Here is a 15269-nt window from a genome sequence, read left to right as displayed (position 1 = left end):
GCCTCGGCAGTGCGTTGATTGGGGGGAACCAACACACCACAGGTCAAAACTTTCGTTCAGACATGGACAAGCATACTTGGGAAAACCAGATGCGCAAGTCCCCCGTGTCCTCATAAATGAGGACACGATGAGAAGCCCCCGTGAGAAGCATTTTTCGAATGTATCCCGGGCAGAAAATCGGTGATTCTTCCGCCCGGAATTGCCCTCGGAGGGGCCCCATCTGCCGTGTAGGGTTCAGGAACGGCGCCGCGGCGCCCCGACACTGCCTGAACTCGCAAAGGAGCGAACCATCATGAGCGTGCAAATCGACCATCTTCTCCACGAATCCCGCCGATTCCCGCCCACCCCCGAGTTCGCCGCGACTTCGGTGGCCACCGAGGCGCTGTACACGGATGCCGCCGCCGATCGGCTGGGCTTCTGGGCCGATCAGGCCCGCGACCTGCTGCACTGGCACAAACCGTTCACCCGCACGCTGGACTGGACGAACCCGCCGTTCGCTAAGTGGTTCGATGACGGCGAACTCAACGTGGCGTACAACTGCCTGGACCGGCACGTGCTCGCCGGCAACGGCGACAGGGTGGCGCTCTACTGGGAAGGCGAGCCGGGCGATTCCCGGGCCATCACCTATGCAGAGCTCACCGACGAGGTCAAACGCGCCGCGAACGTGCTCCTGGGCCTCGGCGTGCAGGCCGGCGACCGGGTGGCCATCTACCTGCCGATGATTCCCGAGGCCGTCGTGGCGATGCTCGCCGTGGCCCGCATCGGCGCCGTGCACTCGGTGATCTTCGGCGGGTTCAGCGCCGAGAGCCTGCGCTCCCGCATCGACGATGCCGAAGCCGTGGTGGTCATCACCTCCGACGGCGGCTACCGCAAGGGCCGGGCCACGCCGCTCAAGCCCGCGGTGGACGCGGCCCTGGCCAGCGGCGACTCGTCGGTGCGCACCGTGCTGGTGGTGGAACGCACCGGCGGCGACGTGGAGTGGAACGACCGCGACCGCTGGTGGCACGAGGAGCTCGCCGCGGTATCCGGTGAGCACGAGGCGCAGCCGTTCCCGGCCGAGAACCCGCTGTTCATCCTCTACACCTCGGGCACCACCGGCAAGCCCAAGGGGATTCTGCACACCAGCGGCGGCTACCTCACCCAGACCGCCTTCACGCACAAGAACGTCTTCGACCTCAAGCCCGAGACCGACGTGTACTGGTGCACCGCCGACGTGGGCTGGATCACCGGCCACAGCTACGTGGTCTACGGGCCGCTGGCCAACGGCGCCACCCAGGTGCTCTACGAGGGCACCCCCGACACCCCGCACCCCGGTCGCTGGTGGGAGATCATCGAGAAGTACCACGTGAGCATCCTCTACACGGCGCCCACCGCCATCCGCACGTTCATGAAGATCGGGCGGCAGGAACCGCAGAAATTTGACCTGACCAGCCTGCGCCTGCTCGGCTCCGTGGGCGAACCGATCAACCCTGAGGCGTGGATGTGGTATCGCGAGGTGATCGGCAACCACGTCACCCCGGTGGTGGACACCTGGTGGCAGACCGAGACCGGCGCGATCATGGTCTCGGCCTTGCCCGGCCTCACCACCGCGAAACCCGGTTCGGCGCAGGTGGCCATCCCCGGCATCTCGATGGACGTGCTCGGCGAGGACGGCCACCACGTGGGGCACGGCAACGGCGGTCTGCTCGTGGCGACCGAACCGTGGCCGTCGATGCTGCGCGGCATCTGGGGCGACCCGGACCGGTTCATCGAGACGTACTGGGACAAGTTCCAGGATGCCCCGAACGGCCCGCTCTACTTCGCCGGCGACGGCGCCCGGCTCGACCGCGACGGCGACATCTGGCTGCTCGGCCGGGTGGACGACGTGATGAATGTGTCCGGGCACCGGTTGTCCACGGCCGAGATCGAGTCGTCGCTGGTGGCGCACCCGGCGGTGGCCGAGGCCGCGGTGGTGGGCGCGCACGACGAGACCACCGGGCAGGCCGTGGTGGCGTTCGTGATCATCAAGTACAGCCAGACGGATGCGACCTCGCACGCCGACATCAGCGCCGTGCTGCGTGCACACGTGACGTTGCAGATCGGTGCGATCGCCCGGCCGCGGGAGATCCACATCGTGAACGAACTGCCCAAGACCCGCTCGGGCAAGATCATGCGGCGGCTGCTGCGCGATGTGGCCGAGGGCCGCGAGATCGGCGACACCACCACCCTGGCCGACACCTCGATCATGCAGATCATCACCGACAGCATGCGCTAGCCGGCGCGGCGCCCGGGGTGCGGCTGGGCGCGGCGCCGGGCCGCCGGGCGCAACTGTTGCCCGATCGGACATGTGCACCCGGCGTACCGGGTGCAAATGTCCGCATGGGCAACAGTTTCTCGGCAGAGGCGGCGAAGACGGCGGCGAGGCACGGAGCAGGCGCAGCGGCGGCGACGGCGCGGCGCGTGGAGCAAACGTTCACGAAGGGCCCCTACGGTAAGCCGAATGTCTCGCGATAACTCCCGCACCCGGATGGGCGGGCTCGACGCCCTGCGCGGGGTCGCCGCCGTGATCGTGCTCGTGCACCACGTCTCCATGACCGCCCCGGCCATCTCGGCCGCGTACTCGTCGAGTGCGAACGTGGCCGTCTTCTCGGCGGGCTGGTGGGCCACGCTCTCGCCGCTGAAGATTCTCTTCGCCGGCCCGGAGTTCGTGCTGGTGTTCTTCGTGCTCAGCGGATTCGTGCTCGTGCTCACCCCGCTGCGGCGCTGGCCGTGGACCCGACCGGATGCCCGGGCCGCCGCCGAGGCTCCCCCCTCGGCCTCGGCCGGGCACCCCGCCCCGGCCCCCGGCTACGACTGGCTGGCCTACTACCCGCGCCGCATCATCCGGCTGGCGATACCGGTGATCGTCTCGGTGGGCCTGGCCGCGGCCTGGATCGCCCTGGTGCCCAGAACCGTCGACGCGAACGCCGGAGCCTGGATGGCGAAGCAGGGCGACGCCGGCCTCGGCATCGGCAACCTGCTGCGCGAGGCCAGCATCGTGGGCTACACCGGCCGGCCCGACGTCAATCCGCCGCTCTGGTCGCTGGCCTGGGAGATGTGGTTCTCGCTGCTGCTGCCCATCGGCGTGATCCTGGCCGTGGCCACCCGCCGGTGGACCCTCGCCTGGGTGGCGCTCATGCTGGCCACCTCCACCGTGGGGTACCTGCTCGCGATCGAGCCGCTGATGTACCTGCCCGCGTTCGGGCTGGGCGCCCTGCTCGCCGCCAACCACGGCACACTGTTGGCCCGCTCGGCCCGGCTGGCCCGGCGCCGCGGCGGCACCCTGGTCTGGACCGCGATCGCCGTGCTCGGCCCGGTGCTGCTGATCGCCTACTGGCTGCTGCGACCTGAGCTGAACGAACCGTGGAACTCCGTGGCGCTGGCGCTGCGGGTGCCGGGCGCGGTGCTGATCGTGGCGACCGTGGCGCTGTGGCCGCCGGTGCAGCGGATGCTCGGCGGGGCGCTGCTGGCGTGGCTCGGCCGGATCAGCTTCAGCCTGTACCTCGTGCACTTTCCCATCGTGGTGACCTTCGGGCAGCTGGCCGGGCCCGAGCGGTGGTGGTTGGGCGCGCTGATCTCGGTGCCGCTGAGCCTGGTGCTCGCCCAGCTGATGTACCGCTGGGTGGAGTTGCCGGCGCAGAGCCTGGCCGTTCGGGTCGGGGCCGCGTTCTCGGCCGGGCATCCGCGACCCGAGGGTGTGCCCGCGGCGTGACTTGGGGCGCGGCGGCGCGAACCAGCGCCCGGAGCGGGGTCTCGACAAGCTCGACCCACGACGGGTCGAAACTTGGAGACCCCGCACGCGGGGCTGGCTAGGCGAAGGAGACGATGAGCTCTACTTCGACGGGCGAGTCCAGCGGCAGCACGGCCACACCCACGGCGGAGCGGGAGTGCACCCCGAGGGTGCCGAAGATCTCGCCGAGCACGTTGGACGCCCCATTGACGACGCCGGGCTGGCCAGTGAAGTCCGGCGCTGATGCGACGAAGCCGGTGACCTTCACCACCTGGGTGACCCGGTCGAGCGACCCGATCACGCTCTGGATGGCGGCGAGCGCGTTGAGCGCACACTGTCGGGCATAACCCTGGGCGTCGGCAGCCGACACCAGGCCGGCACCGTCACCGACCTTGCCCGTGGCGGGCATGGCACCGTTCACCATCGGCAGCTGGCCGGAGGTGAACACCAGCGATCCGCTCACGACGGCGGGCACGTACGACGCCACCGGCGGCACCACCGACGGCAGTTCGATGCCCAGTTCGGCCAGACGGGCCTCGATCTGCGACACGGGTCAGGCTCCTTCGGAGCCGGCGACCGGGCGCTTGAGGTAGGCGACGAGTCCGCCCTCGGGGCCGGTGACGACCTGCACGAGTTCCCAGCCTTCCGACCCCCAGTTGTTGAGGATGGCGGCTGTGTTGTGGATCATCAGCGGGGTGGTGAGGTATTCCCAGGCAGTCATGCGGCTCCGATTCAGGCGATTTTTCAGAATTGTCCCTTACGCTCAATTGTATGTCTGCCAAAAATCGTACGGTTAGTGGAGCGCTCGGCGGCCTCCTGGGCTTTATTGGGATGAGCGCCGTTGCCGGTGTTCTCGTCACCGTCGCCGTGACCCCTGCCCTAGCCGTAACCGGCATGACGGCCACCAACACGATCAACGTGTTCGAGAGCCTGCCCAACTACCTCAAGGTCGACGAGCTCGCCCAGAAGAGCACGATCTACGCCGTGCAGAGCGACGGCACCCCGATGGCCCTGGCGTCGTTCTACGACCAGAACCGGGTCGAGGTTCCGCTCGAGGGCATGAGCCAGTTCGTGCAAGACGCCGCAGTCACCGGTGAAGACCCGCGCTTCTACGAGCACGGCGGCGTCGACCTGCAGGGCACCGTGCGTGGCGCCCTCTCCACCGTCACCGGCGGCGGCACCCAGGGTGGATCCTCGATCACCCAGCAGTACGTGAAGAACGTTTTGGTGCAGAAGTGCGAGGTTCTCACCGACCAAGACGAGTTGGACGCCTGCTATGACGACGCCACCGAGACTTCTCCTGAGCGCAAGCTCAAGGAGATGCGGCTGGCCATCGGAGTGGAGAAGGAATACAGCAAGCCCGAGATTCTGCAGGGCTACCTCAACATCACCCTGTTCGGCGGCAGCGTCTACGGTATCGAGGCGGCCGCCAGCTACTACTTCAACACCTCGGCAGCCAACCTCAACCTGTCGCAGTCGGCCAGCCTGATCGCCATCGTGAACAACCCCGAGAAGTTCCGGCTCGACCGGCCCGAGAACGAGGCCAACGGTGCCGCCAACGGTTACGCCGCCAACAAGGAGCGCCGCGACTACATCCTGGGCGAAATGCTGCAGTACAAAAAGGTGACCCAAGAGGACTACGACGCGGCGTTGGCCGCGCCGATCGAGCCCACCATCACCGAGCCGAGCACCGGATGCCAGACCGCCGGCGGCAGCGCCTACTTCTGCGACTACGTCACCCACGTGCTCCAGAGCGACCCGACCTTCGGCGAAGACGAAGACACCCGCATGATGAACTTCCGTCGCGGCGGCTACGACATCTACACCACCCTCGACCTGGACATGCAGGTGGCGTCCGAGGCCGCCATTGCCGAGAACGTACCGCAGACCTACGACGGTTGGGACGTGGGCGCCGTAGCGACCAGTGTTCAGGTGGGCACCGGCCGGGTGCTCGCGATGGCTCAGAACAAGGTCTACAGCCAGGACCCCGAGGTGCAGGCCACCGGCGCCCAGTTCTCCGGTATCAACTACAACACCGATTACGCCCAGGGCGGCTCGGGCGGTTTCCAGCCGGGCTCCACGTACAAGGTCTTCACCCTCGCCGAGTGGCTGAAGGAGGGTCACGCGCTCAACGAGTCGGTCGACTCGGCCCGCAAGTCTGACTGGGGCACCTTCCAGGACTACTGCTCCGGACCGCAGTCCTTCCCGGGCTACAACCCGAAGAACGACGCTAACGAAGCTGGCACCAACTACACCGCGCTGCAGTCCACTATCAACTCCATCAACACCGGCTTCCTCGGCATGGCCAAGAAGCTCGACCTCTGCAAGATCCGCGACACCGCCGAGTCGTTCGGGGTGCACCGCGCCGATGGCAAGGACCTCGAGAAGGGTGCCTCCTCGGTGCTCGGCACCAACGAGGTCGCCCCGCTGTCGATGGCCGTGGCCTTCGCCGGCATCGCCAACAGCGGCACCACCTGCTCCGCCGTGGTGATCGACCGCATCGTCGGCCCCGACGACACCGAGATCCCCGTGCCCGCCTCCGAGTGCAAGGAGTCGGTTGAACCGTCCGTTGCCGCCGGAATGGCCTACGCCATGAAGCGGGTGCTCACCGAAGGCTCGGCAGGCCAGTCCTACGGCGCCACCTCCCCCCGCGTGCCGATGATCGGCAAGACCGGTACCACCGACGGCGCCAAGGACACCTGGATGAGCGGCGCGAGCACCAAGGTCGCCACCGTCGTGGGCGTCGTGAGCGTCACCGGTGACCGCAACCAGCGCAACACCCGGTTCGAGAGCGGGTCCGCGGCCACGGCCCGGCACCGGATGTGGCCGGAGATCATGGGCGTCGCCAACGCCAAGTACGGCGGAGACGAGTTCGCTGAGGCGTCCACCAACGTGATCCGGGGCGCCCAGGTGACCGTGCCCGACGTGCGCGGCCAGTCGATGGACGACGCACGAAGCGCCCTCGAGGGCGCTGGCTTCGAGGTCCTCGACGGCGGCGTAACCGACTCCGAGCTGCCCGCAGGCACCGTGGCCCGCACCGATCCGGCCGGCGGAAGCTCGGTCGGCCCAGGTTCCACGGTCACCGTGTACTCCAGCAACGGCGCCCAGGTGCTGTTGCCGGATGTGGTGGGTCAGTCCCTCGACCAGGCCAAGGCCACCCTGGCCGGCTTCGGCGTCGTGTCCACGGACCAGGCCGTGAACGATCCGAACCAGAACAACAAGGTGCTCTCGATGAGCCCGGCCGCCGGCACACCGGTCACTACGGGTGGCAGCGTCAGCGTGGTCATCGGCAAGCAGAACGGAGCGGCAGGTTGAGCGCCGGGCGCGCCGTTGGCGCCTCGGCCATCGCGGTGACGGCGGTCGGGCTGGCCGCCTTCGCCTGGGGCTCCCTCGTGGAGCGGCGCCGGTACACCCTGCGTGAGGTCACTGTGCCGGTCCTCGCTCCCGGCGCTGACCCAATCCGGGTGCTGCACCTCTCCGACCTGCACATGGCCCCGTGGCAGCGCGACAAGCAGGACTGGGTGCGCGGCCTCGCCGCGCTCAAGCCCGACTTGGTGGTGAACACCGGCGACAACCTGGGTCACGAAGACGGAATCTCCGGCGTGGAGTATGCCCTCGAACCGTTCAAGGGCATCCCGGGCATCTTCGTGAACGGGTCGAACGACTTTTTCGGCCCGCAGCCGAAGAACCCGATGAAGTACTTCGGAGGGCCGTCGATGCTGCGCGTGCGCAACGTGGAGCTCGACACCGACGATCTGCACCGGGTCTTCGCCGACCTCGGGTGGACCGACCTCAACAACGCCGCCGAGGCGTTGAATATCAACGGGACCCACCTGGAGATGTTCGGGGTGGACGATCCGCACATTCGCCGTGACCGGCTCGACCTGATCACCGGCGCGATCGACGAACTCCGCGGCAACGACCCGCTCACCGAGGAGACGTGGCCCGACCCCGAAGAACCGGTGGGCCCTCGCTCGGCGCTGACGATTGGCGTGGCGCACGCGCCCTACCAGCGGGTGCTGAACTCCTTCGTCAACCACGGGGCCCAGCTGATCCTGGCCGGGCACACCCACGGCGGTCAGGTGTGCGTGCCCAAGCTCGGCGCGTTGGTCACCAACTGCGACATTCCGCGCCGTCAGGTGAAGGGTCTCAGTCTGTGGAGCGTGGGGCTGCGCACCGCGTACCTCAACGTGTCCGCGGGCCTCGGCACCTCTATCTACGCGCCGGTGCGGTTCGCCTGCCCCCCAGAGGCGACCCTGCTCACCCTCACCGCCGCGTAACAGACGGCCCGGTTGGCGGGCCACGTCCGCCGGCGTACCCCCATTCCTGGGGTACCCCAGCAAGCCGACAGGCGAGCTTTGTCGAATAAGCTCACGTTCATGGGGGATAACAAAAGAACTTTTTCCGGTGCCGTCGGAGGACTCGTCGGCTTCATCGGGATGAGCGCCATTGCCGGCGTGCTGATCACAGTGGCGGTCACCCCGGCACTCGCGGTCTCTAGTCTGGCGATGACCAGCACCATCAACGTCTTCGAGAACCTCCCGGACTACCTGAAGATCGACGAGCTGTCGCAGGTGAGCACCATCTACGCGGTGCAGGCCGATGGTCAGCCCTACGAGTTGGCCTCCTTCTACGACCAGAACCGGGTTGAGGTGCCGCTGGAGGCAATGAACCAGTTCGTGCAGGATGCCGTCGTCGCCGGTGAAGACCCCCGGTTTCGGGAGCACGGCGGCATCGACCTGCAGGGCACCATGCGGGCGGCGCTGGCCAAGTTCACCGGCGGTCCCACCTCGGGTGGTTCATCGGTGACCCAGCAGTACGTCAAGAATGTGCTGGTCCAAAAGTGCGAGGTCATGCCCGACCCGGCGAAGCTCAAAGCCTGTTTCAAGAGCGCTACCGACGCCACCGAAGAGCGCAAGCTCAAGGAGATGCGGTTGGCCATTGGGGTGGAGAAGGTCTATACCAAGGACGAGATCCTGCAGGGCTACCTCAACATCACCGGCTTCGGCGGCACCGTCTACGGCATCCAAGCCGCAGCCGAGTACTACTTCTCCGCCACCGCCGCCACCCTCAGCCTGCCGCAGGCCGCCAGCCTCATCGCGATCGTGAACAACCCGGAAAAATTCCGCCTGGATGAGCCCGAGAACGAAGCCAACGGCGCCGCCAACGGTTACCTCGCCAACAAGGACCGCCGCGACTACATCCTGTTCGAGATGCTCAAGCACAAGAAGATCAACCAGGTCGACTACGACGCCGCAGTCGCCAGTCCGATCCAGCCCGTGATCACCGAGCCGAGCACCGGCTGTCAGACCGCCGGCGGCTCCGCGTATTTCTGCGACTACGTCACCTACCAGCTCAAGACCGACCCCACCTTCGGCGACGACGAAGACAGCCGCATCACGAACTTCCGTCGCGGCGGTTACCAGATCTACACCACCCTCGACATGGAACTGCAGATGGCGACCGAGGCGACCATCGCCGAAAACGTGCCCATGACCTTCGACGGCTGGGACGTGGGCGCCGTGGCCACCAGCGTGCAGGTGGGCACCGGTCGGGTTCTCACGATGGCCCAGAACAAGAAATACACCCAGCTGGAGGTCGCTCCCGGCCCGGAGTACACCGGCATCAACTACAACACCGACTTGAACCAGGGCGGCTCGCTGGGCTTCCAGCCCGGCTCCACCTACAAGGTCTTCACCCTGGCCGAATGGCTCAAGGAGGGCCACCCGCTCGGCGAGCGAGTGGACTCGGCCCGCAAGGCGAACTGGGGCCAGTTCCCGGATTACTGCGACGGCCCGCAATCGTTCCCCGGTTACAACCCGCGGAACGACTCCAACGAGTCTGGCCGCAACTACTCGGCCCTGGAATCGACGATCGACTCGATCAACACCGGGTTCCTGGGCATGGCCAAGCGCCTGGACCTGTGCAAGATCAGGGACACCGCCGGGAGCTTCGGGGTGCACCGCGCCGACGGTGAACCGCTGCAGAAAGGCGCCTCGTCGGTGCTCGGCACCAACGAGATCGCCCCGTTGAGCATGGCCGTGGCCTTCGCGGGCATCGCCAATAAGGGCACCACCTGCTCCCCCATCGTGATCGACCGAATCGTCGGCGGCGACGGTGTCGAGATCCCCGCACCGGTCTCCACCTGCACCGCGTCCGTGGCGCCCGAGGTGGCCGCTGGCATGGCGTACGCCATGGAGCGGGTCATGACCCAGGGCTCGGCCGGTGAGTCGTACCGCAACACGTCGCCGCGAGTGGACATGATCGGCAAGACCGGAACCACCGACGGCTCCAACGACACCTGGATGAGCGGCGCGAGCAGCAAGGTCGCCACCGTCGTAGGAGTGGTCAGCGTCACCGGAAAAGAGAACAACCAGCGCAGCCTCCGGTTCGACAGCGGCTCGGCGGCCACCGCCCGGCACCGCATGTGGCCCGACATCATGGGCGTGGCAAACGCCAAGTACGGCGGCGACGAGTTCGACGAGGCGGCCAACAACCTCATTCGCGGCGTGCAGGTGACGGTGCCCGACGTGCGCGGCCAATCGGTGGATGCCGCGCGCAGCACCCTCGAGGCTGCCGGCTTCGGCTTCACCGACGGCGGCGTGACCGACTCCGAGCTGCCCGCCGGCACCGTCGCGCGCAGCGATCCGGCCGCCGGCGCCACCACCTCCACCGGCGCCACCGTCACCGTGTACTCCAGCAACGGCGCGCAGGTGCTGTTGCCCGACGCCGTGGGGCAGAAAGCCGACCAAGCCAAGGTCACGCTGGCCGGGTTCGGCATCGTGACGAACGACCAGGCCGTGACCGACCCCGCGCAGAACGGGGTGGTGCTGGCGATGAGCCCCGCGGCGGGAACCCCGGCCACGCCCGGCGGCACGGTCACCATCGTCGTCGGCCGGCTCGGCGCCGCGCCGCCCGGCTAACCGCCGCGCACCTTGATCGAGCTCGACCAACGGATTGGCCTAGCCAGTTCAACGGCGGGTTCGGCGCTCTGGTCGAGAACGGGTGTCGCGCAGGGGTTATACTTGTCGAGGTCCTTCGGGCCATCGGGGTATGGCGCAGCTTGGTAGCGCGCGTCGTTCGGGACGACGAGGTCGCAGGTTCAAATCCTGTTACCCCGACAGCAATAAACCCCCACTCCTTGCGAGTGGGGGTTTTTCTGTTCCTCCGCACGTCGAAAGGCCCGCCATGACTGACTCCTCCCGCACCGCCCCGGCCCCGGCGGTCTCCCGCCGCGCCTGGCAAGCCCTGGTGGTGCTGCTCGCGGGCATGTTCATGGCGCTGCTCGACACCACCATCGTGAACGTGGCCCTGCCCAGCATCCAGACCAGCCTGGATGCGTCGGAGGCGACCCTGTCGTGGATCATCTCCGGGTACGCGCTCGCGTTCGGCCTCGCGCTCATCCCCGCCGGCCGGATCGGCGACCGCATCGGCCACAAGTGGGTGTTCTTCACGGGCCTGGCCCTGTTCACCGTGGCCAGTCTGGCCTGCGGCCTGGCCCAGAACGATCTTCAGCTGATCATCGCCCGCGTGGTGCAGGGCCTGGCCGGCGGCATCTTCGTGCCCGCGGTCACCGCCGTCATCCAGCTGATGTTCCCGCCGCGCTTCCGCGGCAAGGCGTTCGCCATCATGGGTTCGGTCATCGGCGTATCCACGGCACTGGGCCCCATCGTGGGTGGCCTCATCATCGAGGCGTTCGGCGCGGAGCACGGTTGGCGGCTGGTCTTCTGGGTCAACCTGCCCGTGGGCGTGGTGGCGCTCATCGCCGCCGCCATCCTGCTGCCCTCGGGCACTGGAGCCGGCGCCAAGGCCGGAGCCCCCGCGGCCTCCCGCATCGACCTGGTGGGCCTGCTGCTGCTCTCAGCGGGCCTCGTGGCCCTGCTGGTGCCGCTCATCGAGGGCCAGGACCAGGGCTGGCCACTCTGGACCTACCTGGTGCTCGTCGCCGGGGTACTGCTGATCGTGGCGTTCGGCGCCTGGGAGGTACACGTGAGCAAGCACGGCGACAGCCCGTTGGTGCCGCCGCACCTGTTCTCGCACCCGGCGTTCAGCGGCGGCGTGGTGCTCGCCCTGGTCTACTTCGCAGCATTCACCAGCATCTTCTTCACCATCTCCATCCTCTGGCAGACCGGCCTCGGCCACTCCGCGCTGGAATCCGGCCTGGTCTCCATCCCGTTCGCGATCGGCTCGATCATCGCGTCGTCGCAGAGCAACCGGCTCACCCAGCGGCTGGGCCGCACCGTGCTCATCCTGGGTGTGGGCCTGGTCACCGTCGGCCTGGTCTGGGTCTGGCTGGTGCTGCTGCTCACCGCCCCGGCCGACCTCACCAATTGGATCCTGCTGCCGCCGCTGTTCATCGCGGGCCTCGGCAGCGGTGCCTTCATCGCCCCGAACGTGTCGTTCATCGTCGCCACCGTCGACGCGTCCGAGGCCGGAGCCGCCAGCGGTGTTGTCGGCGTGATGCAGCGCGTGGGCAGCGCGGCGGGCATCGCCGTGGTGGGCAGCGTGTTCTTCGGCACCCTGGTGGTGGCGGGGCCCGGCCCCGACGCCCTGGCCACCGGGTTCACCGACAGCGCCACCCTGGCCATGGCGGTCAGTGCCGCGCTCAGCGTAGTGGCGTTGCTGCTGGTCTTCCTGCTGCCCAAGCGGGTCGAGGCGCACGGCAGCCGCTGACCTGTGCGCGCCGCAGCCGGTACAAACTGACCCCGAAGCCGCTGGGGCTCCGGGGTCTGCTGTGGCCGCTGCCGGCGCTTATTCGCGCAGGGTGTCGGCGTGGTCGCGGTACCACTGCACAGTACTGCGAAGACCGTCCTCCAGACCGATCTGCGCGGTCCACCCTGCCTGGGCGAGTTTGCTCACGTCGAGGAGTTTCTGCGGGGTTCCGTCGGGCTTGTCGGTGTCCCACAGGGTCTCCCCGGTGAAGCCGACGACGTGGGCGATGGTGTCGGCGATCTCCCGGATCGTGACGTCACTGCCGGTACCCACATTGACCTGCTCGGGCCCGTCGTAGTGCTCCATCAAGTGCAGGCAGGCCTCGGCCATGTCGTCCACGTGCAGGAACTCCCGCCGCGGCGTGCCGGTACCCCAGTTCGTGACACTCGTCGCGCCGGACTTCGCGGCCTCGTCGTACCGGCGGATCAACGCCGGCAACACGTGCGAGCCCTTCGGCGAGAAGTTATCGCCCGGCCCGTACAGGTTCGTCGGCATCGCCGAGATCCACGGCAGGCCGTACTGACGGCGGATCGCCTGAATCTGCAGAATCCCGGCGATCTTCGCAATCGCATACGCATCATTAGTGGGCTCAAGGTGCCCGGTCAACAACGTGTCTTCCCGGATCGGCTGCGGCGCCAAACGCGGGTAAATGCACGACGACCCCAGGAACAACAACCGTTCCACCCCGTGCTTGAGGGCGGCGTCGAGCACGTTCACCTGAATGCGCAGGTTGTCGCTGAGGAAATCCACCGGGTAGGTGCTATTCGCCAGGATCCCGCCGACCTTCGCCGCCGCCAACACCACATACCGGGGCTTGGTCTCGGCGAAGAACGCGAACACCGCGTCGCGGTCTTTCAAATCCAACTCGGCCGAGCTGCGACCGACGAGGTCGGTGAAGCCCTCCGACTGCAGACGCCGCCAAATGGCCGAACCCACCAGGCCGCGGTGCCCGGCCACATAGAACCGGGCATCCCGGTCCAACGCCGCCGGGGTGAACTCGACCTGGTCGCGGGTGTCCGTCGCTACATCCGTCATGGTTACTTCGTTCCCCAACTGGTGAGCTTGACCTCGTCGATCCACGGCCGACCCGCGTGCGCGAGGGCGGCGATGTCAGCGTCGACCATGATCCGGGCCAGCTCAGCAGTGTCAACCTCAGCCTTCCAACCCAGCTTGTCCTCGGCCTTAGACGCGTCGCCGACCAGAGCATCAACCTCGGTCGGGCGCAGGTAACGCTCATCGAAACGCACGTGGTCTTCCCAGTTCAACCCGGCATGGCTGAACGAGGTCTCCACGAAGTCACGCACGGTGAAGTTACCGCCGGTGGCGAGCACGAAGTCATCGGGCTCATCGGCCTGCAACATCCGCCACATACCCTCCACATATTCCGCCGCGTAACCCCAGTCCCGAATCGAATCCAGGTTGCCCAGGTACACGTGATCCTGCGTGCCGGCCTTGATCGCGGCCACCGCACGGGTGATCTTCCGCGTCACGAACGTCTCACCACGACGCGGAGACTCGTGGTTGAACAAGATCCCGTTCACGGCGAACATGTCGTACGCCTCACGGTAGTTCTTCGTCACCCAGTACGAGTAGACCTTCGCGGCACCATACGGGGACCGCGGGTAGAACGGGGTCTCCTCGTTCTGCGGCGGCGGAGTCGCCCCGAACATCTCCGAGCTCGACGCCTGGTAGAACCGCGGGTGAATACCCGCCATGCGCACCGCCTCAAGCAAACGAATCGTACCCATACCGGTGGTGTCACCCGTGTGCTCCGGCTCATCGAACGAGACCCGCACATGCGACTGCGCCGCCAGGTTGTAGACCTCGTCGGGCTGGATCTCCGCGAGGAGCGTCACCAGACGCGAACCATCAGAGAGGTCGCCGTAGTGCAGGAACAGCTTCGCTTCCGGGTTGTGCGGATCCACATACAGGTGGTCAATGCGCGACGTGTTGAACGTCGACGCGCGACGGATCAAACCGTGCACCTCATAGCCCTTAGCGAGCAAAAGCTCAGCCAAATACGAACCATCCTGGCCAGTGATACCGGTAATAAACGCGCGCTTCGCCATCAGGTTAACCAACTTTCCTTGGCAGACCTGCCGGCAGCGGTGGCGCACGGTCTGTCAGATTTGTGTGTTTGAACCGCTAGTTTATCGGCTCGGGTGCGCACTCAGCGCCGGACTGAGTTCCTTCCTGGAATGCGGTGGGCACGTCCTCCGGCGGCTTCCGCATCCGCCCGGTGCTGGCTAGTCTGGAGGCTTGGTCAGCTGACGGCGGCGCCTCCAGCGTGGTCAACCCGCCCGAGGCGTTCACCGTCTTACGGGAAGAAGGTGGGATGAGCGCTCTGGCCGCACAACGTCACGCCGCTCTCCGCCGGGCGGCCTGGTGGCTCACCGGCGGCTACCTGCTCACCCTGGTTCTCATCGCGTTATGGCCCAGCCCGGTCGACCGGCCCGCCCAGGGCGCCATCAATGCCCTCCTCGCTCGTCTGCACGCGCACGGCGTGCCCGACTGGGTCAGCTATGCCCTGGTCGAGTCCGCCGCGAACGTCGTGCTGTTCCTGCCTGTGGGGCTGCTCGGTGTGGTGTTGTTGGGCAGCGCACGCTGGTGGCTGGCCGTGGTCGCCGGTTTCGCGGCGAGCTGCGTCATCGAACTCAGCCAGTTGGTGTTCCTGCCCGCCCGGGTGGCGACCCTCGCCGACGTGGTCGCCAACACCGCCGGCGCGTTCCTCGGCGCCCTGCTGGCCCTGGCGCTGCTCGCCGCGGTGACCGTGCGCGCGGGCGAACGCCCCGCCCAACCGGCCTGACCA

The 15269-nt window shown here is 67.4% G+C and carries 11 protein-coding genes and 1 tRNA gene; 8 read left to right on the top strand and 4 right to left on the bottom strand.

Annotated features, from left to right (window positions below; genetic code table 11):
• The first annotated feature begins 292 nt into the window (after window positions 1–292).
• Both acs and ACEN2M_RS12820 read left to right on the top strand, forming a co-directional pair.
• Window positions 293–2254 (top strand): acetate--CoA ligase, encoded by a 1962-nt coding sequence (gene acs, locus ACEN2M_RS12825; protein WP_441648521.1) that lies wholly within the window; start codon window positions 293–295, stop codon window positions 2252–2254.
• Window positions 2255–2479: 225 nt separating this feature from the next.
• The gene (locus ACEN2M_RS12820; protein ID WP_441648520.1) at window positions 2480–3730 is read left to right on the top strand and encodes an acyltransferase family protein; all 1251 of its coding nucleotides are present in this window, start codon (window positions 2480–2482) and stop codon (window positions 3728–3730) included.
• Window positions 3731–3827: 97 nt separating this feature from the next.
• On the opposite strand, the gene ACEN2M_RS12815 is transcribed toward ACEN2M_RS12820, so the two are convergent.
• Both ACEN2M_RS12815 and ACEN2M_RS12810 read right to left on the bottom strand, forming a co-directional pair.
• Window positions 3828–4298, bottom strand: a complete 471-nt coding sequence (locus ACEN2M_RS12815; RefSeq protein ID WP_441648519.1) for a RidA family protein — start codon at window positions 4296–4298, stop codon at window positions 3828–3830.
• Window positions 4299–4301: 3 nt separating this feature from the next.
• Window positions 4302–4469, bottom strand: coding sequence for a hypothetical protein (locus ACEN2M_RS12810; RefSeq protein WP_441648518.1), 168 nt, complete (start codon window positions 4467–4469; stop codon window positions 4302–4304).
• A gap of 110 nt (window positions 4470–4579) precedes the next feature.
• Between ACEN2M_RS12810 and ACEN2M_RS12805 the strand changes: the two genes are divergently transcribed.
• The 5 genes from ACEN2M_RS12805 (at window position 4580) to ACEN2M_RS12785 (ending at window position 12421) form a co-directional block, all read left to right on the top strand.
• Entirely contained in the window at window positions 4580–7063 is a 2484-nt protein-coding gene (locus ACEN2M_RS12805) for a transglycosylase domain-containing protein (RefSeq protein WP_441648517.1), read from the top strand.
• A complete protein-coding gene (locus ACEN2M_RS12800; protein ID WP_441648516.1) occupies window positions 7060–8028 on the top strand; it encodes a metallophosphoesterase in 969 nt (322 codons plus the stop codon). The genes ACEN2M_RS12805 and ACEN2M_RS12800 overlap by 4 nt, the downstream gene beginning before the upstream one ends.
• A gap of 99 nt (window positions 8029–8127) precedes the next feature.
• Entirely contained in the window at window positions 8128–10671 is a 2544-nt protein-coding gene (locus ACEN2M_RS12795; protein WP_441648515.1) for a transglycosylase domain-containing protein, read from the top strand.
• Between the two features lie 124 nt (window positions 10672–10795).
• A tRNA-Pro gene (locus tag ACEN2M_RS12790) sits at window positions 10796–10869 on the top strand.
• A gap of 67 nt (window positions 10870–10936) precedes the next feature.
• Window positions 10937–12421 carry a DHA2 family efflux MFS transporter permease subunit gene (locus tag ACEN2M_RS12785; protein WP_441648514.1) on the top strand — a complete coding sequence of 495 codons (1485 nt, stop codon included), beginning with the start codon at window positions 10937–10939 and terminating at the stop codon, window positions 12419–12421.
• Between the two features lie 78 nt (window positions 12422–12499).
• Here the strand turns inward: ACEN2M_RS12785 and ACEN2M_RS12780 are convergent, their stop codons facing one another.
• Window positions 12500–13495: a GDP-L-fucose synthase family protein gene (locus ACEN2M_RS12780; RefSeq protein ID WP_441648513.1), complete on the bottom strand. Its 996-nt coding sequence runs from the start codon at window positions 13493–13495 to the stop codon at window positions 12500–12502.
• Window positions 13496–13497: 2 nt separating this feature from the next.
• Window positions 13498–14529 carry a GDP-mannose 4,6-dehydratase gene (gene gmd / locus ACEN2M_RS12775; RefSeq protein WP_441648512.1) on the bottom strand — a complete coding sequence of 344 codons (1032 nt, stop codon included), beginning with the start codon at window positions 14527–14529 and terminating at the stop codon, window positions 13498–13500.
• A 134-nt stretch (window positions 14530–14663) separates the two neighbouring features.
• Between gmd and ACEN2M_RS12770 the strand changes: the two genes are divergently transcribed.
• Window positions 14664–15266 carry a VanZ family protein gene (locus ACEN2M_RS12770; RefSeq protein ID WP_441648511.1) on the top strand — a complete coding sequence of 201 codons (603 nt, stop codon included), beginning with the start codon at window positions 14664–14666 and terminating at the stop codon, window positions 15264–15266.
• The last annotated feature ends 3 nt before the right edge of the window (window positions 15267–15269 follow it).

The organism is Cryobacterium sp. W22_MBD10_FK3 (assembly GCF_052113745.1).
Classification (GTDB): domain Bacteria; phylum Actinomycetota; class Actinomycetes; order Actinomycetales; family Microbacteriaceae; genus Cryobacterium.
The sequence above is the reverse complement of the archived record's forward strand: the minus strand, read 5'-3'. Positions and strand labels throughout refer to the sequence as shown.